Source organism: Pollutimonas sp. M17 (assembly GCF_025836975.1).
In the GTDB taxonomy this organism is placed as follows: domain Bacteria; phylum Pseudomonadota; class Gammaproteobacteria; order Burkholderiales; family Burkholderiaceae_B.
Map to the genome: position 1 here is coordinate 3428341 of NZ_CP107548.1, position 25107 is coordinate 3453447.

The 25107-nt window shown below is 64.7% G+C and carries 18 protein-coding genes; 12 read left to right on the forward strand and 6 right to left on the reverse strand.

Translation table 11 applies throughout. From position 1 onward, the window contains the following. Positions 1–72: 72 nt before the first annotated feature. The gene (locus tag OEG81_RS16120) at positions 73–1047 is read right to left on the reverse strand and encodes a Tim44 domain-containing protein (RefSeq protein ID WP_264130294.1); all 975 of its coding nucleotides are present in this window, start codon (positions 1045–1047) and stop codon (positions 73–75) included. Between the two features lie 143 nt (positions 1048–1190). Then, positions 1191–1979 carry a bifunctional demethylmenaquinone methyltransferase/2-methoxy-6-polyprenyl-1,4-benzoquinol methylase UbiE gene (gene ubiE, locus OEG81_RS16125; protein WP_264130295.1) on the reverse strand — a complete coding sequence of 263 codons (789 nt, stop codon included), beginning with the start codon at positions 1977–1979 and terminating at the stop codon, positions 1191–1193. A gap of 263 nt (positions 1980–2242) precedes the next feature. Between ubiE and phoB the strand changes: the two genes are divergently transcribed. The 5 genes from phoB (at position 2243) to OEG81_RS16150 (ending at position 6589) form a co-directional block, all read left to right on the forward strand. After that, positions 2243–2944 (forward strand): phosphate regulon transcriptional regulator PhoB, encoded by a 702-nt coding sequence (phoB, locus tag OEG81_RS16130; RefSeq protein ID WP_264130296.1) that lies wholly within the window; start codon positions 2243–2245, stop codon positions 2942–2944. A gap of 48 nt (positions 2945–2992) precedes the next feature. Further along, positions 2993–4291: a phosphate regulon sensor histidine kinase PhoR gene (gene phoR / locus OEG81_RS16135; RefSeq protein ID WP_264130297.1), complete on the forward strand. Its 1299-nt coding sequence runs from the start codon at positions 2993–2995 to the stop codon at positions 4289–4291. Between the two features lie 116 nt (positions 4292–4407). After that, entirely contained in the window at positions 4408–4839 is a 432-nt protein-coding gene (locus OEG81_RS16140; RefSeq protein WP_264130298.1) for a VOC family protein, read from the forward strand. A 17-nt stretch (positions 4840–4856) separates the two neighbouring features. Further along, a complete protein-coding gene (gene pxpB / locus OEG81_RS16145) occupies positions 4857–5600 on the forward strand; it encodes a 5-oxoprolinase subunit PxpB (RefSeq protein WP_412034079.1) in 744 nt (247 codons plus the stop codon). Then, positions 5597–6589, forward strand: coding sequence for a biotin-dependent carboxyltransferase family protein (locus OEG81_RS16150; protein ID WP_264130300.1), 993 nt, complete (start codon positions 5597–5599; stop codon positions 6587–6589). Before pxpB ends, OEG81_RS16150 begins: the two co-directional genes overlap by 4 nt. 58 nt (positions 6590–6647) lie before the next feature. Here OEG81_RS16150 and OEG81_RS16155 read toward each other — a convergent pair whose 3' ends face one another. Continuing rightward, on the reverse strand, positions 6648–6986 hold the full coding sequence (locus tag OEG81_RS16155; protein WP_264130301.1) for an STAS domain-containing protein: 339 nt from the start codon (positions 6984–6986) through the stop codon (positions 6648–6650). A gap of 180 nt (positions 6987–7166) precedes the next feature. On the opposite strand from OEG81_RS16155, the gene OEG81_RS16160 reads away from it, so the two are divergent. From OEG81_RS16160 to alr, 3 genes are read left to right on the forward strand one after another with little or no spacing between them, the layout of a single operon-like run. Then, positions 7167–8933, forward strand: coding sequence for a solute carrier family 23 protein (locus OEG81_RS16160; protein WP_264130302.1), 1767 nt, complete (start codon positions 7167–7169; stop codon positions 8931–8933). 19 nt (positions 8934–8952) lie between these two features. Next, positions 8953–9393 carry an ATP-binding protein gene (locus tag OEG81_RS16165; RefSeq protein ID WP_264130303.1) on the forward strand — a complete coding sequence of 147 codons (441 nt, stop codon included), beginning with the start codon at positions 8953–8955 and terminating at the stop codon, positions 9391–9393. Positions 9394–9396: 3 nt separating this feature from the next. Beyond that, positions 9397–10587 (forward strand): alanine racemase, encoded by a 1191-nt coding sequence (gene alr, locus OEG81_RS16170; RefSeq protein WP_264130304.1) that lies wholly within the window; start codon positions 9397–9399, stop codon positions 10585–10587. On the opposite strand, the gene OEG81_RS16175 is transcribed toward alr, so the two are convergent. Next, the gene (locus OEG81_RS16175) at positions 10541–12979 is read right to left on the reverse strand and encodes an MFS transporter (RefSeq protein WP_264130305.1); all 2439 of its coding nucleotides are present in this window, start codon (positions 12977–12979) and stop codon (positions 10541–10543) included. The two genes, alr and OEG81_RS16175, sit on opposite strands and share 47 nt — an antisense overlap. 147 nt (positions 12980–13126) lie before the next feature. Between OEG81_RS16175 and OEG81_RS16180 the strand changes: the two genes are divergently transcribed. Beyond that, positions 13127–15148: a SpoIIE family protein phosphatase gene (locus OEG81_RS16180; protein WP_264130306.1), complete on the forward strand. Its 2022-nt coding sequence runs from the start codon at positions 13127–13129 to the stop codon at positions 15146–15148. Continuing rightward, positions 15145–16323: an ABC transporter substrate-binding protein gene (locus OEG81_RS16185; protein WP_264130307.1), complete on the forward strand. Its 1179-nt coding sequence runs from the start codon at positions 15145–15147 to the stop codon at positions 16321–16323. The genes OEG81_RS16180 and OEG81_RS16185 overlap by 4 nt, the downstream gene beginning before the upstream one ends. On the opposite strand, the gene OEG81_RS16190 is transcribed toward OEG81_RS16185, so the two are convergent. Next, positions 16324–17781, reverse strand: coding sequence for a glutamate-cysteine ligase family protein (locus OEG81_RS16190; RefSeq protein ID WP_412034150.1), 1458 nt, complete (start codon positions 17779–17781; stop codon positions 16324–16326). A gap of 115 nt (positions 17782–17896) precedes the next feature. Then, the gene (ilvA, locus tag OEG81_RS16195; RefSeq protein WP_264130309.1) at positions 17897–19405 is read right to left on the reverse strand and encodes a threonine ammonia-lyase, biosynthetic; all 1509 of its coding nucleotides are present in this window, start codon (positions 19403–19405) and stop codon (positions 17897–17899) included. Positions 19406–19514: 109 nt separating this feature from the next. On the opposite strand from ilvA, the gene OEG81_RS16200 reads away from it, so the two are divergent. Together OEG81_RS16200 and OEG81_RS16205 are read left to right on the forward strand one after the other, a co-directional pair. Further along, positions 19515–20036 (forward strand): YqaA family protein, encoded by a 522-nt coding sequence (locus OEG81_RS16200; protein WP_264130310.1) that lies wholly within the window; start codon positions 19515–19517, stop codon positions 20034–20036. A 1121-nt stretch (positions 20037–21157) separates the two neighbouring features. Next, positions 21158–25099 (forward strand): FAD/FMN-binding oxidoreductase, encoded by a 3942-nt coding sequence (locus OEG81_RS16205; protein ID WP_264130311.1) that lies wholly within the window; start codon positions 21158–21160, stop codon positions 25097–25099. Positions 25100–25107 lie beyond the last annotated feature (8 nt).

Here is a 25107-nt window from a genome sequence, read left to right on the forward strand (position 1 = left end):
CGTATATTTAGAGCCTGTATAGCAAGAGCTCAAGTTTAACGGTTTTACGCGCGCACAACCCCCGCCAGCCGATCAGCTGGCGTATTCGACCGGAATCTGCTGTATGCCCGCCAGCAGCCAGCCGGCGTTGTCGGCCTTGTACAGGTTCCAGACCTCTTCGAAACGGAAAGCCTCGGCATCCTTCGCTTCGCGCAGCATGCCCGAATAACGGACGCTGGCCAGATGGCCGCCCGACACGGCTTCAATGCCCAGGAGTTCGGCGTTGAGCAGCACGACTTCGGTCACGTTTTCACCGCTGCGGGCCAGGATTTCGGGTTTGACTTCGGCGATCAGGTCGTCGGTCATGTATTCGCGCAGCTTGTCCACGTTGCCGCTATCCCATACCGACTGGATTTCGATGAATTGCGCCTTGGCGGTGGCCAGGAAGGACGCCGTGTCGAAATCGCCGGGGATGAACCATTTTTCATCGACGGGAGGCGCGGGCACCGTGCTGGCCGACGCCGCCGGCGCCGCCGTTGCCGCCGCGGCGCCCGACTGCTGGCGCCAGGTGTTTTGCGGCTGGGCGGCGCTTTGCCGGTTCATGGGGCCGGAACCGCCCGCCTGCTGCATGGCCGGACGCGCCGCACCGCCGCGCAGCTTGCGCACGATGAACATCACACCAAAGACCAGCAGGCCGATCAGCAGCAGGCTGGACATCATTTCAAGGAATGCGCCGGACAGGCCCAGGCTGGAAAGCAGGGCTGCGATGCCCAGGCCGGCCGCGATGCCGGCAATGGGACCCAGCCAGCGGGAAACGCCGCTTTTGGCTGCCGTGCCTGCGGCCGCCGCGCCGGCTGCGCCAGCGGCGGGGGCGGCGGCGCGCGATGTGGTGTTGGCGGCAGGCGGGGTAACGGCCTGGCGCTGTTGCGTTACATTGGACGACTGGCGGCCAAAGCTTTTGCCGCCGCCCATGCGGCGGGCTTCGGCGTCGAAGGACACCGACAACATGGCGCCCGCCGAGACCACCAGCATGGCCACCGCAAGCAGCCGTGAAAAGCGTTGAGACATGTATTGCTCCTGTAAGGCAGCACGCCGGCCGGCGTGCTTGCCGAATAAGTTCTCTTTAATAATGTGCATCACCCGCGAGATTAATCTTACGGGAAGCTGAACGTTAGCATAACGTAGGACCGGCGGAAAGAAAAGAAGTTCCTTCAGCCCAGATTGACGCCCTCGTGCAACGCGACCAGGCCGGCGCTGAGGTTGAAATAGCGCACCTGCGACAAGCCCGCCGCGCTGAGCATGTCCGCCAGGGTGGCCTGGTCGGGGTGCATGCGTATGGATTCAGCCAGGTAGCGATAGCTTTCTTCGTCGCCCGCCACCTTCTTGCCCAGCCAGGGCAGGATGTTGAATGAATACCAGTCGTAGGCCGGCGACAGCGGCTTGGCGATGCGCGAGAACTCCAGCACCAGCAGCTTGCCGCCCGGCTTCAGGACGCGCCGCATTTCAGACAGCGCGCGATCCTTGTGCGTCATGTTGCGCAAGCCGAAGGCCACGCTGACGCGATCGAAATAGGCATCGGGAAAAGGAAGCTTTTCGGCGTCGCAAACCGCCGTGGGCACCAGCAGCCCCTTGTCGGTCAGGCGGTCGCGTCCGACCCGCAACATGGAATCGTTGATGTCGGTAAGCCAGACTTCGCCGGTGGCGCCCGCCTTTCTGGCGAAGGCTCGGGCCAGATCGCCGGTGCCGCCGGCAATGTCCAGCACCTTCATGCCGGGACGGACGTTCGCCCGGCCGATGGTGAATGCCTTCCAGACGCGATGCAGGCCTACGGACATCAGGTCGTTCATGACGTCGTAGCGGTCGGCCACCGAGTGGAATACCTGGGCGACCTTGCCGGCTTTTTCAGCTTCGCTGACCGTCGTGAAGCCGAAGTGCGTGCTGGATTCCGGCGACGATTCGACCGAGGGCCGGCCGGAGGGGGGAATACGGGTATTTTGCATGGTTTGTCAATCGTACATCATTCGGGGCCGTTAGAATGCGCAAGGTCGCGCTCGCGACAAGGATTCGTGCCGACAAACCGCCGTCATTTCCGGCTCGAAGCCGAAAATCCTTTCTTGCGCCGGATTTTCACAAACCTGAAATATTCGAGCCATATTATGGTCATGAAAGGCCCGCGGCATGGCCGCCGTCCCATCCGGACGGAAGTCGTCCCGACCCACCCAGGCCGACCCTTACGAAACGCTTTACATTATTATCAGGCGCTATGAGCACGACCATACTCGTTGTAGAAGATGAGCCCGCCATCCAGGAATTGATTTCGGTGAACCTGTCGTTCGCCGGCCACAAGGTGCTGCGCGCCTTCGATGCGGAGCAAGCCCAGACCCTGATACGGGCCGAGCTTCCCGATCTGATCCTGCTGGATTGGATGCTGCCCGGCGCGTCGGGCATCACCCTGGCCAGGACGCTGCGCTCCGACGAGCGCACCCGCGGCGTCCCGGTCATCATGCTGACCGCCAAAGGCGCGGAACACGACAAAGTGGAAGGCCTGGAGGCCGGCGCGGACGACTACATCACCAAACCGTTCTCGCCCAAGGAACTGATCGCCCGCATCAAGGCGGTGCTGCGCAGGCGCGCTCCCCAATTGACGGACGACGTCATACAGATCGGCACGCTGAAACTGGATCCGGCCACCCACCGCGTAAGCGGCGCAGACATGGCGCTCACGATAGGCCCCACCGAGTTTCGCCTGCTACACTTTTTCATGACGCATACCGAACGCGTGTTCTCGCGCGCCCAGCTGCTCGATCAAGTGTGGGGCGACCATGTTTTCGTCGAAGAGCGCACGGTGGACGTGCATATCCGGCGGCTGCGCAAAGCCCTGGAACCCAGCGGACATGAAAACCACATTGAAACCGTGCGCGGCGCGGGATACCGGTTTACCAATCAACTTCCCAAGCTCGCGTAAGCGAGCAGCAAAGGCTACCCGGCCCCACGGCCCTGAAACGTTGTCAACATGATCAAAACCATCATTTCAATCGGCCTGTGGGCAGCGCTGGGCTGGCTTTGCGGCGCCTGGCTCGGGCCCCATACGGGCTGGGGCGTCTTCTCGCTGGGCCTGGTCGTCATGATTCTGGTCAGCGGCGTGCAGCTTTCGCGCATTGGACGCTGGGTCTCGGACATCGACGCGCCGCCGCCCCCATCGGTCGGGCCCTGGGACGAGATACTGGCTCCCATCTACCGCAAGCTGCGCAAGGACAAACAGGACCTGGCCCTGCTGAACAGGCACGTCGACGGCATCATGCTGGCGGCGGAAGCCCTGCCGGACGGCGCCATCACCCTGGACGAGGCCATGCACCTGACGTGGTGCAACCAGACGGCCAGCGATCACATCGGCCTGGATCTGAAAGCCGACCGCGGGCACAGCATCTTCAATATTCTGCGCGCGCCCGAATTCGCCCGCTATGCCCGCCAGACCTCCTGGCCCGGCCCCATCCTGCTGCACATGGACAAGCCGGGGCAGGAGAAGACCCTGCTGGTGCAATTGACGCGCTACGGCGTCGGCCAGTTCCTGATCGTGACCCGCGACGTCACCCAGGTCGAAAAGCTGGAAACGACGCGCAAGGACTTCGTGGCCAATGTGTCGCACGAGCTGCGCACCCCGCTGACCGTGTTGTCGGGCTTTCTGGAAACGCTGCGCGACATGCCGGAAGAGTCCCTGAGCGCCGAGCAGCGCCTGCGCTACCAGACGCTGATGCTGGAGCAGGCCCAGCGCATGCAAGCCATTGTGGCCGACCTGCTGACCCTGTCGACGCTGGAATCGTCGCCGCATGCGGAAGGCGAACCGGTGCGCATGAGCACACTGATCCACACCGCCCTGCAGCAGGGCCGCATACTGTCCAACGACCAGCATGTCTTCGTCGAGAACATTGCCGAGGACTTGTACATTACCGGCATCGAAACCGAGTTGGCCTCGGCGGTATCCAATCTGCTGACCAACGCCATCCGCTACACGCCCAAGGACGGCACGATCACCGTCAGCTGGTATATAAGCGAAGGCGGCCATGCCTGCTATTCCGTCCAGGACACCGGCATAGGCATTGCCTCGCAAGACCTCCCCCGCCTGACGGAACGCTTCTACCGCGTCGACCGGGGCCGATCGCGGGCCACCGGCGGCACGGGGCTGGGCCTGGCCATCACCAAGCATGTGGCCATGCGGCACAATGCCGAACTGACCATACACAGCCGCTTCGGCGCGGGCAGCCTCTTTTCATTGATCTTCCCGCCCGCGCGCGTCAGCACGCCAGACCAGTAGCCGCACCATGGAAAATGTCCCGCGCCGGCCGGTCCGGGACATCCTGAAAAATACCGATAAAATGGGGACACGCAGCGCCACAGGAGGCAAAGCAAAACCGTTTTCGGAGTCCCCCGATGTCCACACAAAAAACGCTACCCCCCTTCCACTTGGCCTTTCCGGTACGCGACCTGGCCGAAGCACGCCGCTTCTACGGCGAACTGCTGGGCTGTCCGGAGGGCCGCTCGTCCGACCAATGGATAGACTTCGACTTCCACGGCCACCAGATCGTTGCACACTTGGCGCCCGAAGAATGCGGCAGCACCGGAACCAGCAGCGTGGACGCGCACAACGTGCCGGTCCGCCACTTTGGCGCGGTGCTTGAAATGGGCGCATGGGAAACGCTGGCCGACAAGCTGCGCAAGGCCGGCACCCGGTTCGTCATTGAACCCTATGTGCGCTTCAAGGGCGAAGTCGGCGAGCAGGCCACCATGTTCTTTCTGGACCCCTCGGGCAACGCGCTGGAATTCAAATCCTTCAAGAACCTTGACTCGCTGTTTGCCAAATAGGCACGGCGCAAGACCGGATGCCGCGCGTGAATGACGCAGTGCCGCAGGGCTGGACCGTCGTCCCTCAAGGCGACCGCGCCCTGCTGCTGGTATTCGGCGACGGGATAGCCGTGGAAGTCGGAAGGCGCTGCGCGGCCGCGGCCGCCGCCTTGCGGCAGGCAGCCATCCCGGGCGTTACCGACGTCGTCCCCGCATTCAATTCGGTGGCCGTGCATTATCAACCGCGCCCATCCTGCTCCGGCGCCGCATTTCGACAGTTGGCGGACGAGATCGAAAGCGTGTTGGCTTGCACGCTCGATGCGCGGCAGGCGCCCGCCGCAGGGCGGCAGATCGAGATCCCCGTCTGCTACGGCGGCCAGTTCGGGCCGGACCTGGACGAAGTGGCCGCGCACTGCAAGCTCGACGCCGCCGATGTCGTCCGCCTGCACAGCGGGCAATCCGCCTATGTCTTCATGCTGGGCTTTGCGCCCGGCGCGCCCTATATCGGCGTACACGACAAGCGGCTGGCCATAGGCCGGCGCCCCACGCCCCGGACGGCCGTGCCGGCCGGCTCGGTGGCCATCGCCAACCTTCAGACCATGATTTACCCCAACGTGTCGCCGGGGGGCTGGCACATCATCGGCGCCACGCCGTCCATCTTGTTCGATCCGGCAAAGACCCCTTCCACGCTGCTGGCGCCGGGCGATACCGTCCGCTTCGTCCCGGTCAGCCCCGATGAATATCTTGCACTGAAACAGGAACAGGAACGAGAACAGGCATGAGCATCACCGTCCTCAAGCCCGGCCTGCTGTCCAGCTTCCAGGACCTGGGCCGCAAGGGCTACCAGCATCTGGGGGTGCCGGTGGGCGGCGCCATGGACAGCCGCGCGCACCGGCTGGCCAACCTGTTGGCGGGCAATCCCCAGGACGAGGCCACGCTTGAAATCACTTTGTCGGGTCCGACGCTGCGGTTCGATTCGCCGGCCTGCATTGCCATCGCCGGCGCGGCCCTGGGTCCGACCGTGAACGGCAAGCCCGTTCCCAACAACCGGCCCCTTGTCATCCGCCAAGGCGACGTGCTGGCCTTCGGCGCCAGGACGGCGGGCCTGCGGGCCTATGTCGCCTGGCATGGCGGCATCGATCTTCCGGTGCTGTTGTCCAGCCGCAGCACCTACTTGCGCGGCGGCTTCGGCGGTTACAAGGGGCGCGCCTTGCGGACCAACGACGTCCTGCGCCTGCGCAGCCCGCTGGATGGCCCGGATCTCGATGCGCTGGCACGGGAATTGTGGAACATCAAGATCTATCTCCCCGCCCCGCTTGGACTGGCGCCACGCAGCGCCGTGCGCGCCATGCCCGGAGCCCATACCTCATTGTTCAAGGACAAGTCGGTCGATGATTTTTTTTCCAGCGAGTACCGGATAAGCCCCCAGTCGGAACGCATGGGCTATCGGCTGGAAGGAAACACGCTGGAATTGAAGAGCAACGCGCAATTGCTGTCGGAGGCCACCAGCTTCGGCAGCGTACAGGTGCCCCCTGACGGCAAGCCCATAGTCCTGATGGCGGACCGCCAGACCACCGGGGGCTATGCGAAGATTGCCCACATCGCCAGCGTCGACCTGCCCGCCATCGCGCAATGCATGCCTGGGGACGCGCTTGGTTTCATGCCGGTCGAGCTGCAAGAGGCTCAGGCGCTGGACATGCAGCGCGAAGAGGCGTTCGAACAGCTATGCCAGGCTCTTGCCCCTGTGCGCAGGCTGCTGCAGGGCGATTGAGGCGCCCCGGCCAGCCGGCGGAAAACAGCCGCGCGGGTATGCTGCGGACAAGACGTTTCTATGCCGCCAGCCGGCTCAATGCGGCAGGGCGGCTGTCGACCACCGTCAAGATGGACAGAAAGCCGCTGATATCGAATACTTCATGGACTTGCGGCTGAAGGCCGCACAAGACCAGCTGGCCCTCGTTCTGCTTCAGGCGCTTGGCCAGCATCAGTACCACCCTCAAGCCCGCGCTGGAGATGTAGTCCAGCTGCCCCAGGTCCAGCACGCAAAGCCGCTCGCCTTGCTCCACCCAGGCCAAAAGCCCGGACTCGACATCGGCGGCATTGGCGCTATTGATCTGGCCTGCCGGCGAAACCACCAGAACTTCGCCTATCTTTTCACTGGAAAGAGTCATAGTGCAACCGTTGGATTCAAAGAAGCCGATTGTAACGACTGTGCCCCGGAGCACCAAGAGGAATCCGTTAAAAAAGTTCGCACAGCCCCCCGCACAGCGACTATCATATTTGTAATCATGTGTTAAAAATCTCGCACACAACATTACATTCCGCGTCCCGAACGCCACCGAGCCCACGTCATGCCGTCTCCTTTGAAGATGAAGCTGCCGCCCCTGCCCACTTTCAAGCGCCCCCATGACCTGGTCTATGCATGCAATGACAAGCCGCCGGCATTTGCGCTGTGCGGGCTGGCCCTGCAGCACTGCGCCACCGCCCTGGCCCTCATCGCCTACGTCCTGGCCTCCGCCCGGATAGGCGGACTGGACGCCGAGTCGACGCGCAGCATGGTCACGGCCACCATCCTGGGCATGGCGCTGGCCACCTTCCTGCAATCCTGGGGCGGCCGGCTGGGCTCGGGCATGCTGTTGATCCACATGCCCGACCCTTTGCTGGTCGTCATATCGGGCATGATCGCCGCTGAATACGGCATAGGAGGGCTGGTCCTGGTGGGCGTGGTCAACGGGACTGTCGCATTGGGCGCGGGATTCATCGTTCCGCGCCTGCGGGCGGTGTTGCCGCCGACGGTGGCCGGCGTCGTGGTCTGCGTTGCGGGCCTGTCGCTGATCCCACCCGCGCTGACCCATACCAGCGGCCTGAACGCGGCCTCCGGCGTGGACCGGATCGATGTCTTGATCGGCGGACTCACCCTGCTGGTGATCGTCGCACTCTCCATCTGGGGCAACCACCGCGCCAAGCTGTTCGCCTTGCTGGCCGGCCTTGCCGCCGGTGTTGCGCTGGCGGCCTTCTTCGGCCGGCTGCATGGCTTCGACACCCTGGGCGCCACACCGGTTTTCGGCTTCCCCGTCCCGCCGGCACCCAAGTTCGGGATCGATCCGGGCGTCCTGGCAGCCGTTGCCGTGCTTGCCCTGATGACCCAACTGGACACCTTCGGCTGCGTCGTGCTGATGCACAAGATGAACGACGCCGACTGGCGCAGGCCCGACATGCGCATGGTGGGCGGAGGCATACGCGCCAATGGGCTGGGCAATCTGCTGGGCGCCTGGATGGGCGCATGCCCAAGCGCCATCTCGTCCGCCAACATCGCCTTGACCCACATCAGCCGGTCGACATCCCGCTGGATAGGGTTGCTGACCGGCCTGCTGCTGGCCTTCATTGCCTTCCTGCCCCAGGTCACGCTGGCCTTGACGCTGATTCCCACGCCGGTCATCGGCGCCGTCGAGCTGTATGCCGCCGCCTACCTGATCGTCTCGGGCATCGAGCTTATCGCGTCACGCGCCATGGACGCCCGCGGCATCTTCATGATCGGCCTGTCCTTCGTGGCGGGCATGGGGGTCATATTCCTGCCCGGCATGGCCGAAGCGGCGCCCGAATCGGTCCAGTTCATGGCCAAGAACGGCATCATCGTCGCCGGCCTGACCGCCATCGGCCTGAACCTGCTTTTCCGGCTGGGCACGTCCCAGCGTGCGTCGCTCGAACTGGACGGCGACGGGCCGCAGACTCAAAAAATCGTGGAATTCGTCGAGGCGCAGGGCGCCGCCTGGGCCGCGCGCCGCGATGCTGTGCGCCGCGCGGCCCAGGCGGCGATGGAAGCGGCCGAAGCCCTTCAGGCGGCGGGCGGCAATCGCCGCCTGGTGAAAATCCGCGGCAGCTTCGACGAGTTCAATCTCGACTTCGAGCTGCTGCATGAAGGGCTGCCGCTGACGCTGCAGGCCAAGCCGGGCGCCTCCCCCGCCAATCTGCTGGATGTCGACGACGATGCCTTCCACTTGGCGCTGGACGAGGCGCTGGCCGGCGTGTCGCATACGCTGCTCAGGCGCCTTGCGGACAGGCTCAGCAGCGGAACCCGTAGCGGGCACTCCTTCCTTCGATTACATTTCGACCACTGACTCCATCAGCCGATACGCTATGCAGACGCTCGCCTCCCTGTCATTGGCCCCCGGGCCCAACGCCGTCCCCCAGGCGCTTGCCTGGCTGGAATCGATCGCCGAGGCCGAGCGCTGGCCCGCGCGCCTGGCATTTCAGCTGTCCCTTTGCCTGGACGAAGCGCTGAGCAATGTCGTCATGTATGGCTTCGGCCCGCAGGACGACGGCCTTGGGCAGCCGCAAATCTCGCTGGAGCTTCTGCGGGGGAAGCAGTCCATTGTCATCGACATCGTCGACAACGGCGTTCCCTTCGATCCCACACAGCGCGCTTCAGCCGAGCTTGCAGCGACGCTGGACGACGCCCGCATCGGCGGCCATGGCATACGGCTGATGCGGCATTACCTGCAGAGCATTGAATATCGCCGCGACGAAGGCAAGAACCACCTGCGCTTGACGGCGGCGAATGCCGTCGACGGAGCATAGGCCTTGAGCGCCGCGATACCCGCCGCACGCAGCGCCTGCCGCCCGGCCGACCCTCCGGTGTCGGCCTTCGCGCGTATCGACACCGCGGCCATCGCGCACAATCTGCGGCATCTGCGGCGCCTGGCAATGGGCGAAAGCCGCCGGGCGCCCCTCATATGGGCTGTCGCCAAAGCCGATGCCTACGGCCATTCACTGGTCCATGCGCTTGCGGGACTGGAGTCGGCCGACGGACTGGCCGTGCTCGCCCTGTCCGACGCGCTCCAGGCCCGGGAAATGGGCTGGAACAAGCCCATACTCGTCATGAGCCCCCGGTTCCGCGCCGACGATTTGCGCAACCCCGCTCTTTGTCCACTGCATCTGGTCATCGACAGCGAAGAGCAACTGACCGAGCTGCATGCGCTGCGGACCGGCCCGCCGCCCCACATATGGTTGCGCCACAGCGGCCAGCTGCATCACTCCGGTTTCGGCGGCACCGACTATCCGCGGGCGTATCGGCGGCTGCAGGAACTATGTCTTGCGGGGCGCGTGGCCGCCGTGGGCCATCTATGCCACTACGCCGCCTCCGAAGACCCGCACAGCCTGACCGCCGAGCGGCAAGCATTCCGGGAGGCGATTGCGGGCCTGCCCGGCGCCCTGTGCACGGAAAATTCGGCGGCCCTGCTGACGGCGCCGGGCTATGCGGGGGAAAACGATTGGGTGCGCAGCGGAATTGCCTTGTACGGGCTCAGCCCTTTGCCGGGCACGAACGGCGCCGACCTGGGCTTGCGTCCGGCCATGACGCTGCAAGCGCCCATCTATGGCCAGCAGACCTTGCGGGCGGGCAGCCGGCTGGGCTATGGCGGAGGCTTCCTGGCTCCTCGGGACATGCGCATCGGGCTGGTACGCTGCGGGTACGCCGACGGATATCCGCGCCGCATCGCAGAGGACGCCTACGTACTGATCGATGGCCGGAAAAGCCGGATCGTAGGCAGGGTATCGATGGACACGCTGACCATAGACCTGACCGGTCACCCGCTTGCCGCGCCGGGCACGCTGGTCACCTTGTGGGGTGAGGCCGGCCTGCCCACGGAGCAGCTTGCCCGATCTGCGGAAACGATTGCGCCGCAATTATGCACGGGACTGACGGCGCGCGTGCCGCGCCTGGCCGCTACGCAGTGCGCAGCCTGGGCGCCAATACCAGGAACGCCAGCGTAGCCGTCAGGTATACGGCCCCCGTCACGGCCAGGCCGCCCGAGATCCCCAGGGATGCAAACAAGCTGCCCACCATCAAGGGCCCCAGCATCTGTCCGAATTTATCCGCCGCGCGCATGACGCTGGTCGCACCGCCCGCGCCATAACGCTGAACGTTGTCTAGGGACAGCATGTATGCGGTTTGCGCGCCGCCGGCCAGGCAGCTGGCCAACGCCAGCAGCACGACGGAAAGCGCGGCGGCGACAATGCCGCTGGCAAAATACAGGCTTAGCAAACCGGCGCTGCCGACCAGGCCGCCCGCCACGATCCAGTATTTCTTGTGGACGCTCTGGTCAGCCAGCCGGGCCATATAGGGCCCCACGTAGATGACGCAAAAACCGTAAAGCATGAGCACGCGCCCGACACTGCCGGCGGTTGCCCCATAGGCTTCCGCATACAAGGGCAGCGCGTAGGTCAACAGGCCGACTTGCGCAATCGAAAACGGAACGACGCAGCCCGCCAGAAGCATGCCGAAGTCGCGCGTGGCCAGCAGCTTGCGCAGCGCCGCCCATGAGCGCAGCGACGGGCCGGCCGCAAAGCTTACCGCCTTCTGGCTCAGGAGATGGCGGTATGGCCACATCAGGGTCAATACGCCTGCGGCGGGCAGAGCGGTCAATATCGCCGCGACGACGAAGACGACGCTGGAGCCCCATTGCTGCATGAGCATCGCTCCCACGGCCGCGCCTGACAAATGTCCGGCAAACAGGCCGGCGATGACGGACGCCATGTTGCGTCCGCGATACGCAGCGGGACTGCGAACGACGATAAAGCCTTGCAGGCCCATCCATGTCAGTCCGTAGCCCAGGCCGACCAGTCCTCGCGCCCCGATGAAGACGGGCAAAGAGCCGGCCCAGGCGCAGGCCAGGTTCCCGGCGCAGGACACCAGCAGGCCCGCGAGCACGGGAAACTGCCAGCCACGCCGGTCGGTGAGGCGGCCGGCCAGCAAGGCCGTCACCAAGCCGCAAGCCATCTCGGCGGCGATGGGCAGCGCCATCAGGAAGGCCCCCCCCTGCTCCAGCGACTCGGGCGGCAGGAGCGACCGGGCATAAAGCGGAAGAAAGCTCAAGGGCAAGGCCATGGCGAACAGGAAACCGAACATGACGGGACGCACCACCAGCCCCACCTGGGAGCTGTCGTCCAATCCAATGGGCTCGCCCGTGGCCGCCCGCAGCGGCGCCGAGAATGCCCTGTCCATCAAGAGGGCGAGCAGCAGGAACAGTTCGATGGCCGCCACCAGGGCGACGGCGACCACCGTGCCGGCATCCAGGATCCGCGCCCGCACGCCGGCGGCAATCAAGCGCTCGTCCAGCACTATGCGCAGTTGGGCCAGCACCGGCCCGCCGGGCTGGGCGCTAAGCGGAAATACCAGGCCATCGCTTGCGCCGCCCTCCATGGAAACCGGCAAGGCGCCGTGCGCGTCCGCCCGGTTCAGCATCCGCCCATCGGCGTCCAGCAACTGCACCTCTCCTATCATGGGAAAGGCGGCGGCCAGCCTGGCCATGGGTCGCTCGACGCCGCGCAGGTGGTCCGGCGCTATGCCGTAACCCAGCACGCGATCCAGGTCGCCCTGCAGGCCCTGGCCGACAATGCGCGTGTTGTCCAGGGTTACCTCGACCCAGACATGGCGAAACGTCTGGATGGTGTAGGCGGCATAGAGGCCTTGCGCCAGCAGCAGGATCAGCAAGGGCACAAACAGCCTGGTCTTGCTGGCCGCCGCCAGTTCGTGCAAAGGCATGGCATAGCGAAACATCAGGGCGAGAATCAGAGCCGCGCCCAGCGTGGTCAGGGCCAGCACCTCGAGGTTCTCGGTCAGCAGCGTGTTCTTTCGCAACTCTTGCGGCTGCACCTGCAGAATCACCGCGCCGCCAAGAGCGGTGGCGGTTCCTGCCAGGGGAACCGCCACCGTCACCAGACCGCCTCCGGCCTGTTGCGCCGCGCCCAATGCGCTCAGGGTGACGCCCTTGCCCTCGTCCCGCCCCGACGCCAGGGCATGCAGCAAGGGCGCCGCCTCGGGGGCCTTGCCGACCGCGGCCAGCACCCGCCCGTCGGACAGCACGACACTGGCTCCCCGCATATCGGGAGCCCGCTCCTGCAACCCGTCCAGCAGCACCGACAGGCCGAAGAACTGTGCCAGGGGTTTGCCCAGATCGATACCGGTCTGGATCTGCGCGGAGGTGTCGCGCGCCAGCAGTTCCACGCGCTCCGCGGTGTTGTCGGCGATCAAGCGATTCAGGGCCGACAAGCTCAGCGTGCCGATCAGGGCCTGCGCCAGCAGCAGGACGAGCATGCATGCCAGCAGCACGTCACGCAGCGGTCGACGCCGGCGTCCAGAAACCGCATTCTCACCATTTTTCATGTTTGCTTCCGCAACCGTATCCAGAAATAAGCCCTGCCCGCCATTCCAACCCTGCGTCATGTCAGCAATAGTAATTTACAATCGGGTTCAAAAGCACACTTTTCTGGTCGTCCAGGACGTCCCAACCTTTCCGTTGAGTAGTCACTTATGCGATTGACCTCGCTGCGCAGCAAAATCTTCCTGCTTGTGGGCCTGACCCTGCTTATAAGCGCGATCGCCGTCATGCTCGTCACCGAACGGGATGTCAAGCGGACCGTGGTCACCAGCGAAGAACTGGCGGTGCGCAATGTGCTGAACCTGCTGGTGCGCGACAGCGAGGCGCGCTGGGGCAGCCTGCTCAACGACAAGATATCCACCGTGCGCAGCAGCCGCCAGCAACTCATGCAGCTTGGCAACACCGTAAGGTCCGTGCTGGCCATGTATGCCGCACAGGTCGAGCGCAAGGAATTGAGCCTTTCGGAAGCGCAGGGGCTGGCCAGGGAATGGGTCAACGATCTGTCGATAGGAGAGGAGCGCTTCAGCTTCATTTTCAATCACGACCTCATCGCCATCGCCAGCGGCAACAGCGAGTGGCTGGGCATGAACCTGTCGACACTGAAGGATTTCAAGGGCCGCGACCTGGCCGCCTCGGCCTACCAGGAAGCGCAGACCTCCGGCCAGAGCTTCGCCATCTATCGCTGGCCGCCGCCCGGCACTGCGGGAAAACGCGAACTGCGCTATGCCTACTTTGCCTACTTCGAGCCCTGGGACTGGATATTCGCCGTCACCGACGACGCGCGCCAGGTTTCGGACCAGTTCGACAGGCGCCGCCAGGAAATGGAGCATGCCATCGGCGAATCGCTGGCGTCGCTGACCCTGGCGCAATCGGGCTTCGCCTTCATTGCGGCGGACGATGGCACACTGGTGTCGCCGCTGCCCTCCGGCCATGCCGGCCTGCTCGGCGACGTCGATGAAGAAAGCGGCAAAACCTTGCGCGAACTGCTGGACGGAATCCCCAGCACCGGCGATGTCTCCAGCTTCGGATTTACGCCCCGGGACACGGATGACTCCTGGCAAATCAGTTCGGCCTATTTCAAGCCCCTGGGATGGACGATCGTGGCCGCTGTTCCCAGCGAGGACCTGACACGGGCGGCAACGGAGTTGCGCAATCGCCTGGGCATGGTTTTCCTGGCCATCCTGCTGGTTTCGCTGGCCATCGCCTGGGCCTTTTCGGTGCGCCTTACGCGCCCGCTGCAACAGCTCAGCGATTTTGCGCGCGTCCTGCCGGAGCAGGACCTGAGCGCCGCCAGCCCGATACCGCCGCATATCGCCCGCCTGCCGCAAAACCAACCCGACGAAGTGGGCCGCCTAGCCGCCACCTTCATGTTCATGGACAAGGAGCTGCGTGAGAAAGTCGCCAAGCTGGTGCAGGAAACCTCATCGCGCGAGCGCTTCGAAAGCGAACTCAATATCGCCCATGGCATACAGATGGGGCTGCTGCCGATCCCGCTTCCGGCATCCATACTGAAGAAGATCGACCTGTACGCCACCATGATCCCGGCCAAGGAAGTCGGCGGCGACCTGTACGACTACTTCATGCTTCCGGATGGGCGCCTGTGCTTTGCCATCGGTGATGTGTCGGACAAGGGCGTTCCCGCGGCGCTGTTCATGGCCGTCACCCGCACGCTGATCCGCGCATCGGCCGAAGACGAGACCTCTCCGGCCCTGCTGATGGAGCGCGTCAACAATCGCCTGTCCGAAAACAACCCCAACCTGATGTTCGTCACACTCATCCTCGCCGTTCTTGATCTGGCCAGCGGCGAACTGCAGTGGGCCAACGCCGGCCATCCGTCGCCCTGCGTCCTGAGCGCCGGCGGCGACTGGCGCCTGCTGGAGGGCCGTAGCGGCCCCGCCTGCGGCGTGATGGAGGGCGTGCCCTACAAGCAGTTCTCGACCATACTGGAACCCGGCGAAACCATAGTAGGCTTTACCGATGGCGTGACCGAAGCGCTGGATCCCGACGGCCATCTCTATGGCGAACCCCGTTTGTACGCCCTGCTGACCGGCACGGGATCCGATACGGCGCAGAGCACGACAAGCACACTGCTGGATGACGTACGCGCCTTCGCCCAAGGCACGGAACAGTCCGACGACATTACCCTGATCGCAGCAAAAAGGCCCGCCCCATGATTTTCCGCCTCCTGCTTCCCGCCCTCCTGGCCCTATGCCTGTTCGCCTTTCCGCCCCTGGCCGTCCAGGCCGCCGGGCAGGCGCCAGCGGCGCAGGACAGCGTCTTTCCCACCACCCCCAAGGCCAGGCCGGATGGCAAGCGCTGGCGCATCGGATATGTGGACGGCGGCGACTACGCCGATTACCCGCTGACCCTGGACGCGATCGTGGATGGCCTGCAGCGCCTGGGCTGGCTGACCACTACGTCTGACGTGCCCGAGCGCCTGAGCAGCCGCGATCTTTGGACCTGGCTGTCCAAGAATATCAAAAGCGATACGCTGGAGTTTGTCCAGGACGCATGGTGGCAGCCCGGCAATTTCGACGCCGGAAAACGCGAGGCCGTGCGCACCGCCATTGCCGACAGAATCCGTCAGCGCGGCGACGTCGACCTGGTGATTGCCATGGGAACCTGGGCGGGCCAGGACATGCGCGCCATCGGCCCGCCGGTTCCCACCATCGTGGGATCGACCAGCGACCCGCTGGCCGCGGGCATCGTCGACAGCGCCCAGGACAGCGGACGCGACAACCTTCACGCACGGATCGAGCCCGACCGATACCAGCGGCAGGTGAGGCTGTTCCGCGAGATCGTGCCCTTCAAGAAGCTGGGCATCGTCTACGAAGACAGCGAAGCGGGGCGCACTTACGCCGCCGTGGACGCCGTGGAGCAGGTGGGCAAGGAATTGGGCTTTGCCGTCCAGCATTGCCATGCCCAGTCCAGCAGCGTCTCCACGGAGACGGCCATCGCCAATGCATTGCAGTGCTACCGCGACCTGGCGCAGCAGCGCGTCGATGCGGTCTACGTCACCACGCATCGCGGCGTGACGCTGGATTCGATATCCGACATCGCCAAAGCCCTGCGCCAAGCCAAGATACCCAGCTTCTCGATGGCCGGATCAAGGGACGTCGAACGCGGGATACTGCTCAGCCTGGCCCAAGCCGATCTGTCCTATGTCGGGCTGTTCCACGCGGAAACCATCGCCCGCATCTTCAACGGCGCCAAGGCGCGCCAGCTCAGCCAGCTCTGGGTGGACCCGCCCAAGATCGCGCTGAACCTGGCGACGGCGCGCATCATCGGCTTCGATCCGCCGGTCGATATATTGCTGGCCGCCGACGAGGTATACGAAGCCGACCGGTAATCAAATGCCGCCGTAGCGGCCGGGCTGCACCGCCGCATGGTGGGCCAGCAGCGCGGCCAGTCGCTGCCGCGCCGTACCGCCCGCGCTGTTCCAGGTATCCAGCAGGCGGTCCGCGCCGCTGCGCCCCGAGTCCAGCACGAATTCGGGGTAGGCCAGCCAGGATGCATCGTGCGGGGCCAGGCCCGAACGCGCCACCGACAGTACCTGCGCACACAAGGCCTTGACGCGCCCATCGCCCACGCCGGTGCGCATGGCCGGTTCGCGCAGCTCGCCCAGCGCCTGCCAGCCCCATTCGTTCACCAAGCGCCAGGCCTCGTCCAGATTGGCCAGCAGGCCCTTTTGCACCGCGGAAGGGGCCGGAAGCAGGCTGAGCGCCTGCGCCGGACCCGCTTCGCGCAGCAGGCATTCGTCGGCGAAACCCGCGCCGGGAGCCCGGGCCTCGATATAGGTCTGCGCCCCGCAAGCCGCAAACAGCGTCTCCAGTCCGCCATCGCGCCGCCAGGCATCCAGGAGCTCGGCCAGCGGCGGCTCGGCGTCCAGCCGATAGCGCAAGCGGGCGTCCAGGAACTGACCGATCTGCGAATATTCGAAATGCCGTGCGTGCGGGACCAGCTCGACCGTGGAGCCGTCGTCGCTGCGCCGCCCCCGCCATGCCGGGGCGGTCAGGAAATCCTCCAGGCAGGGATCGCCCTCCAGCAAGACCGTGGGCACGGACTTGTAATCGTAGGAGGGCGCCAGCGGCAAGCCGCGCGCCACGGTGCCCGCGCCGAACATCCAGTGAAAGAAATCGCCCAGATCATGGAAGGGCCGCGAAGGATACTGGCATAGCCACGCATCGCCCGGGAACCGGGCGGGTCCGAATACGCGAGGCCAGATCGTCATGCGGTTTTCCCTCAAACCCGTGTCCCGGCCCGATTCCAGAGGACTGTTGGCGAACAGGGCCAGGCTGGCCGGCGCAAGCGCAATGGCGACATTCAGCGCCCGGATGGCGCCCTCGACCGGCACCGACGTGTTGGCGCCATTCTGCGCCTTGGCATCGATGCCCTCCCAGTGATGCCATCCGCGATGGTCACGAAGCTCACGGTAGATGGGCCGCGGCACGCACACCTTGGCATACCAGTGCGCATCGCGCGGGCAGTCCGGATGCTGCGAGGCATTCAGAATGCAAGCTTCATCCGCCTCCAGGGCCTGCAGGGTATCGGCAAGCTCCCGATGCGCCAGCGCGGCCAGGCGGTCCAGCCCCCGGGGGCCGTCGTCGACCGGCGCCAGGGCGGTTTCCAGCAGATTGAAGCCATTGTCCAGGCCGCATTCCGCCGTGGCGGTATGCAGGCCGATGCAACGTCCGCCCTGCATCATGTCCTGGCTGGACACGCCTCTTTCCTGCTTGACCTCGCGCAAGGCGGAAAAATAGGCCTCCACCGGCAGGCTGGCGCCGGTGCGCGCATGCGCGACGACCATTTCGATCTCCAGGCCCAGCCTGGGGCGATAGAGACGAGCCGGGGAACCGGCCCGGCCGCGGGAATCCAGCCCGGCGGCAGCCGGCGCGACAGAGGCGGCTCCGGCCGCCGCCTCCTTACAGGAAGAGCTGGTACGCGGGGTTTTCGCTTTCATTCCAGTAGGGATAGCCCAGGCCGTCCAGGAAGGCCTTGAAGGCCTTCTTGTCGGCGGGCGGCACCTGTATGCCGACCAGTATGCGGCCGTAGTCGTCGCCCTGGTTCCGATAGTGGAACAGGCTGATGTTCCAGTCGGGGTTCATGGCGCCCAGGAAACGCATCAGCGCGCCGGGGCGTTCGGGAAACTCGAAACGGAACAGCATCTCGTGCTCGGCCAGCGTGGAGCGTCCTCCGACCATATAGCGCAAGTGGGTCTTGGCCATCTCGTTGCCGGTCAGGTCGAGGGTGGGAAAGCCCTTCTTGCGGAAGTTGTTGGCCAGCTTTTCGGGTTCGGCCTCGGAATTGATCTGCAAGCCCACGAATACATGGGCCTTGTCGGGATCGGAGATGCGGTAATTGAATTCGGTAACGCTGCGCTTGCCCACCGCTTCGCAAAGCCGCAGGAAGCTGCCGCGCTTTTCAGGCAGGGTCAATGCGAACACCGCTTCGCGCGCCTCGCCCACGTCGGCGCGTTCCGCCACGAAGCGCAGGCGGTCGAAATTCATGTTGGCGCCGCAGGTAATGGCCACCAGGGTCTTGTCCTTCCATTTGTTCTGGGCCGCATAGCGCTTGGCGCCGGCCAGCGCCAGCGCGCCGGCGGGTTCAAGCACGCTGCGCGTGTCCTGGAATACATCCTTGATGCCCGCGCAGATTGCGTCGGTATCGACCAGCACATAGTCGTCGACATATTCGCGCGCCAGCCTGAAGGTTTCCACGCCGACCTGCTTGACCGCCGTGCCGTCGGAAAACAGGCCCACGTCGCTCAAGGTGATGCGGCGCCCGGCCTTGACGCTGCGCGCCATGGCGTCCGAATCGACGGTCTGCACGCCGATGATCTTGATCTCGGGCCGCAGTTGCTTCACATACGCGGCCACGCCCGCGATCAGGCCGCCGCCGCCGATGGCCACGAAAATGGCGTCGATGGGCCCCGGGTGCTGGCGCAGGATTTCCATGCCCACCGTGCCCTGCCCGGCAATCACGTCAGGATCGTCGAAGGGATGCACGAAGGTGAGCTTTTCCTTCTTCTCGAGTTCCTTGGCGTGCTCGTAGGCATCGGTAAAGCTCTCGCCCATCAGCACGACCTCGCCGCCCAGGCCGCGAACCGCATTGATCTTTACCTGCGGGGTAGTAACCGGCATGACGATGACGGCCCTGCAACCCAGCCTGCGGGCCGAAAGCGCCACGCCCTGCGCGTGGTTGCCCGCCGACGCGGCAATGACGCCGCGCTTGAGTTCGGCCGGGCTCAGGTGGGCCATCTTGTTGTAGGCGCCACGCAGCTTGAAACTGAAAACAGGCTGTGTATCTTCGCGCTTGAGCAATACCTTGTTATGAATTCGGGCAGAGACCTGCGGAGCCAATTCAAGAGGCGATTCGACGGCGACGTCGTACACCTTGGAGGTAAGGATGCGTTTAAGATAGTCTGTTGACATGGAGAGGGGCGAGTGAAGAGAGGAGAGGCCAGCGATAATTGTAAGTAAGTACTTACTTCAAAGAATACCATAGGGATTTCCCCATCAACCGCTCTACACTGGCGCGCTTATGGAAGCATGGCTGCAATCGATCATTCACTGGCTCCTCCTGACCCTGGCTTTGCCGCGTTTCGGCCTGAGCGCTATTTTCATCGTCAGCCTGATCTCGGCGACCCTGCTGCCGCTGGGTTCGGAGCCGGCGGTTTTCGGCTTCGTGAAGATCGCGCCGCATATGTTCTGGCCCGCCGTCCTGGTGGCGACGCTGGGCAATACGATAGGCGGCGCGATCAGCTACGGGATGGGGCTGGGGGCGGAGAAGGCTTATGAGCGCTGGCGGGAGAAGCATCCGCACAAGCCCAAAAGCAAGGCGGGCGGCCGCTGGCATGACTACGTAAGCTATTGGCTGCACCGCCTGGGTCCGCCGGCGCTGCTGTTCTCATGGCTGCCATTCCTGGGCGATCCCTTGTGCGCGGTGGCGGGATGGCTGCGCCTTTCGTTCTGGCCGAGCATGCTTTACATGGCGATCGGGAAGTTCCTGCGCTATCTGGTGATGACGGCGGCCTTGTTGTGGTTCTTTCCGGGGTCGCCTTGACGGCGCAGGCATGCAGGGGCTTCGTTTTAGAAGGCCCAAGCCCATTATCGACGGCGGAGCTTGTCCTCTGAAGCGTAAGCATGTCATCAACTCGCGGGGTCATCATCGGAAGCGCCTGCACGTTGTCGACTCGCGGATTCATTATCGGGAGCGCAAGCACGTGGTCGACTCGCGAATCTTCATCGGAAGCGCTAGCACGTTGGGGCCAAGGGGGGCGTCGGGCTAGGCGCCTTGCGGTCCCGGCTTCGCCGTGACTTCCCGCACAGCTTGCCAGGCCGGGGCGACCGCGAACTCGCGCGTCGGACAGCCACCGGCTGTCCGAAAGCGTCGCGCTCGAACAGCGCGGTCTTGCTTCCCCGCCCTGGCAAGCTGTGCGGCGCATGCGCAAACCGCCCGCCGCCCCCCTTGGCCCCAACGTGCCAGTGACACTGTGGATGTGCCAGCAGAACCCGGACGCGTCTGCATGTATTTGTATCGGTGCTTCCGGAACGGCAGGATTCACGTATCACGGCACGATCGAGTGGAATGACAAGGATTGATCCGTAGCAAGCGACAGCGACTCCGCTCACCCAGCCAAATAGCCAAACATCGCGCGGCGTCGCGTGGCGCATACAGAATAATGGCAATGTCGCGAACTAGACCCCGCACGTCGCAAGCAAGTTCTCTGCTATTCCTCCATGCGAGGTGCCGTGGGTGGGGCCGGGGGACGGCGGTTTGCGTGCACGCCGCGTGAAGCGTCGGAAACGGGAGGCAAGTGCGCGCTGTTCGAGCACGACGTTTTCGGACAGCCGGGGGCTGTCCGACGTGCGAGTTCGCGCACGCCCGTTTCCGAGGCTTCACGCGGGGAATCCAGGCGCAGCCTGGATCGTGCGCGCCTAGCCGGCACCCGGCCCCACCCACGGCGCCGGCCCATGAAAAACGATTGAGATAAAGCAACAAGCCACAAACATGGCCCATGCAGGAAGCACCAGGGCGAAAGGAACAAGCAAACGGGAAACTCACGAAGCAGCCAGGCAAAGGAGGCTGCAAGCTCGTCCTTCAAGGACCAATAAGCCGTTCTAGATTACACTTCTCGTTATCCCTTACACTACCTCTTTAAGGGACCACCTTTTCCACAAGCCATGAACGCCCCTGTAGCCAGTCACCTGCTAGCCGCCCAGGCACCCCTTGCCAGCACCCCGCGCCTGCGAGAAATCCCCTACAACTACACCTCCTACTCCGACCGCGAAATCGTCCTGCGCCTGCTCGGCGAAGAAGCCTGGCAGATGCTCTCGGAACTGCGTGGCGAACGGCGCACCGGGCGTTCCGCCCGCATGCTGTTCGAAGTACTGGGCGACATCTGGGTCGTGCGCCGCAACCCCTACCTGCACGACGACCTGCTGGACAATCCCAAGCGGCAGCACCTGCTCATACAGGCCCTGAACCACAGGCTGAACGAAATCGACCAGCGGCGCGACAGCAACGCCGCCGAACGCGACACCAAGGTGGCGCGGCTGCTGGGTGCCGCGCGCACCGCCGTTTCCGCCTTCGAGCACGAATTCATCCAGACCCGCGACCTGCGCAAGAAAGTCGTCCGGCGCCTGGCCCGCATCACCCATAAAGACAACATCAAGTTCGACGGCCTGTCGCGCGTATCCCATGTCACCGACGCCACTGACTGGCGCGTCGAATACCCCTTCGTCGTCTTGACGCCCGACAACGAAAACGAAATGGCCGCGCTGGTGCGCGCCTGTATCGAACTGGACCTGACCATCATCCCGCGCGGAGGCGGCACCGGCTATACCGGCGGCGCCATCCCGCTGACCTGGAGGTCGGTCGTCATCAACACCGAAAAGCTGGACGCGCTGGGCGCCGTCGAGACCACGGCGCTGCCCGGGGTGGACGAACCCGTGCGCACCATACTGACCGGCGCCGGCGTCGTCACCCGGCGCGTGGCCGAAGCCGCCGAAGCCGCCGGCCATGTGTTCGCCGTGGACCCCACCTCCGCCGATGCGTCCTGTGTAGGCGGCAACGTCGCCATGAACGCCGGCGGCAAGAAGGCCGTGCTGTGGGGAACCGCGCTGGACAACCTGGCCTGGTGGCGCATGGTCGACCCCGAGGGCAACTGGCTGGAAGTCACGCGCCTGGATCACAACATGGGCAAGATCCACGACGTGGCCGAAGCGCGATTCGAACTGAAATGGTTCGACGGCAGTGCCCTGCCCGGAGCCTCCCTGCTGCGCAGCGAAATCCTGGCGATCGAAGGCGCCCGCTTCCGCAAGGCGGGCTTGGGCAAGGACGTGACCGACAAGTTCCTGGCCGGCCTGCCCGGCATACAGAAGGAAGGCTGCGACGGCCTCATCACCGCGGCGCGCTGGGTGCTGCACCGCATGCCCGCACATACCCGCACCGTCTGTATGGAGTTTTTCGGCCAGGCGCGCGATGCCGTGCCGTCCATCGTCGAAGTCAAGAACTACCTGGATGGCCCGGGCCGCGAGCGCGGAGCCATACTGGCCGGGCTGGAACATCTGGACGAACGCTATCTGCGCGCCGTGGGCTATTCCACCAAGAGCAAGCGCGGCGGCCTGCCCAAGATGGTGCTGATCGGCGACATCGTCGGCGACGATGCCGACGCGGTCGCCTTGGCCGCCAGCGAAGTCGTGCGCATCGCCAACACCCGCCACGGCGAAGGCTTCGTTGCCGTCAGCGCCGAGGCCCGCAAGAAGTTCTGGCTGGACCGCTCCCGCACCGCGGCCATCGCCCGCCACACCAATGCGTTCAAGATCAACGAAGACGTCGTGATCCCCCTGAACCGCATGGGCGAATACACCGACGCCATCGAGCGGATCAACATCGAGCTTTCCACGCGCAACAAGCTGCGCCTGCTCGACAAGCTGGAACTCTTCCTGCAAGGTGACCTGCCCATCGGGAAGATCGAAGATCACGACGACGCCGATCATACGCGCGAAGAGGTGCTGGCCGAGCGCACCCGCGACGCCCTGCAATGCCTGCGGACCGTTCGCCAGCGCTGGACCTGGCTGCTGGAGAACCTTGACCGCCCTCTGGCCCAGTCCATCGACACTTTGCGCGAGCTCGGCCTGGACGAACAGGCTCCGGCCCTGACCCAGCGCCTGGCGCAGCAGGCCGACGCCACCGTATTCGACCTGGTGCAGGACCATACCCTGCGCATTTCCTGGAAAACCGAAGTCCGCGCCCTGATGGAGCGTTACTTCGCCGGCGCCGATTGCGCCGCCGTGCTGGCCGAGATACAGGCCATCCACGATCGCGTCCTGAAAGGCCGGGTGTTCGTGGCCCTGCACATGCATGCGGGCGACGGCAACGTGCACACCAACATTCCGGTCAATTCCGACGACTACGAGATGCTGCGCGAGGCCAACGAAGCCGTGGCCCGCATCATGCAGATCGCGCGGAATCTGGACGGCGTCATTTCCGGCGAGCACGGCATAGGCCTGACCAAGTACGAATACCTGACTCAGGAAGAGCTCGCACCCTTCCAGGACTACAAGCAGCGCATCGATCCGAACGGCCGCTTCAACGCCGGCAAGCTGATGCCGGGCGCCGACCTGCGCCATGCCTGGACGCCCAGCTTCAATCTGCTGGGGCATGAATCCCTTATCATGCAACGCAGCGAGATCGGCTCCATCTCCAACGCCATCAAGGACTGCCTGCGCTGCGGCAAATGCAAGCCGGTGTGCGCCACTCACGTGCCGCGCGCCAACCTGCTGTACTCGCCGCGGAACAAGATCCTGGCCACCTCGCTGCTGATCGAGGCCTTCCTGTACGAAGAACAGACCCGGCGCGGCGTCAGCCTGAAGCACTGGGAAGAATTCGAGGACGTGGCCGACCACTGCACGGTTTGCCACAAATGCTACAACCCCTGTCCGGTGGACATCGACTTCGGCGACGTGTCCATGGAAATGCGCGCGCTGCTGCGCCGCATGGGCAAGAAGTCCTTCAACCCCGGCACCACCGCCGCCATGTTCTTCCTGAATGCCAAGGACCCGCGCGTCATCAAGGCCACGCGCACGGCCATGATAGACGTGGGCTACAAGGCGCAGCGCATGGCGCACGACGTCCTGTCGGTCGCCTCGCGCAAGCAGACGGCCAAGCCGCCCGCCACGCTGGGCAAGGCGCCCATACGCGAACAGGTCATCCATTTCGTGAACAAGAAGATGCCCGGCGGCCTGCCCAAGCAGACGGCCCGCAAGCTGCTCGATATCGAAGATCCCGACTACGTCCCCATCATCCGCAATCCGGCCGCTACCTCGCCGGACACCGAGGCCGTTTTCTATTTCCCGGGCTGCGGCTCCGAACGCCTGTTCTCGCAGGTGGGCCTGGCCACCCAGGCCATGCTGTGGCATGCCGGCGTGCAGACGGTGTTGCCGCCTGGCTACCTCTGTTGCGGGTACCCGCAGCGCGGCAACGGCATGACCGACAAGGCCGAGAAGATCATCACCGACAACCGGGTGCTCTTCCACCGCATGGCAACCACCCTGAACTACCTGGATATCAAGACGGTCGTGGTCAGTTGCGGCACCTGCTACGACCAGTTGGCCGGCTATGAGTTCGAGAAGATATTTCCGGGCTGCCGCCTGATCGACATCCACGAATACCTGCTCGAAAAGGGCATCGACATCCACGGCGTGCAAGGCGTGCGCTACATGTACCACGATCCCTGCCATACGCCCATGAAGCTGCAGGATCCGATGAAGACGGTCAAGGCGCTGGTGGGCGACAGCGCCATCAAGACGGACCGCTGCTGCGGCGAATCGGGGACCCTGGCCGTGTCGCGCCCCGACATTTCCACGCAGGTCCGTTTCCGCAAGACCGAGGAGCTGGCCAAGAACTCGGCCGCCATCCGGGCCGACGGCTACGAGGGCGAAGTCAAGATGCTGACCTCCTGCCCCTCATGCCTGCAAGGCCTGTCGCGCTACGAGGGCGAGACCGGCATGGAAGCCGACTATATCGTGGTGGAAATGGCGCGCCACATCCTGGGCGCCGACTGGATGCAGAACTACGTGCGCGACGCCAACGCGGGCGGCATAGAGCGGGTGCTGGTATAAGCACCCGG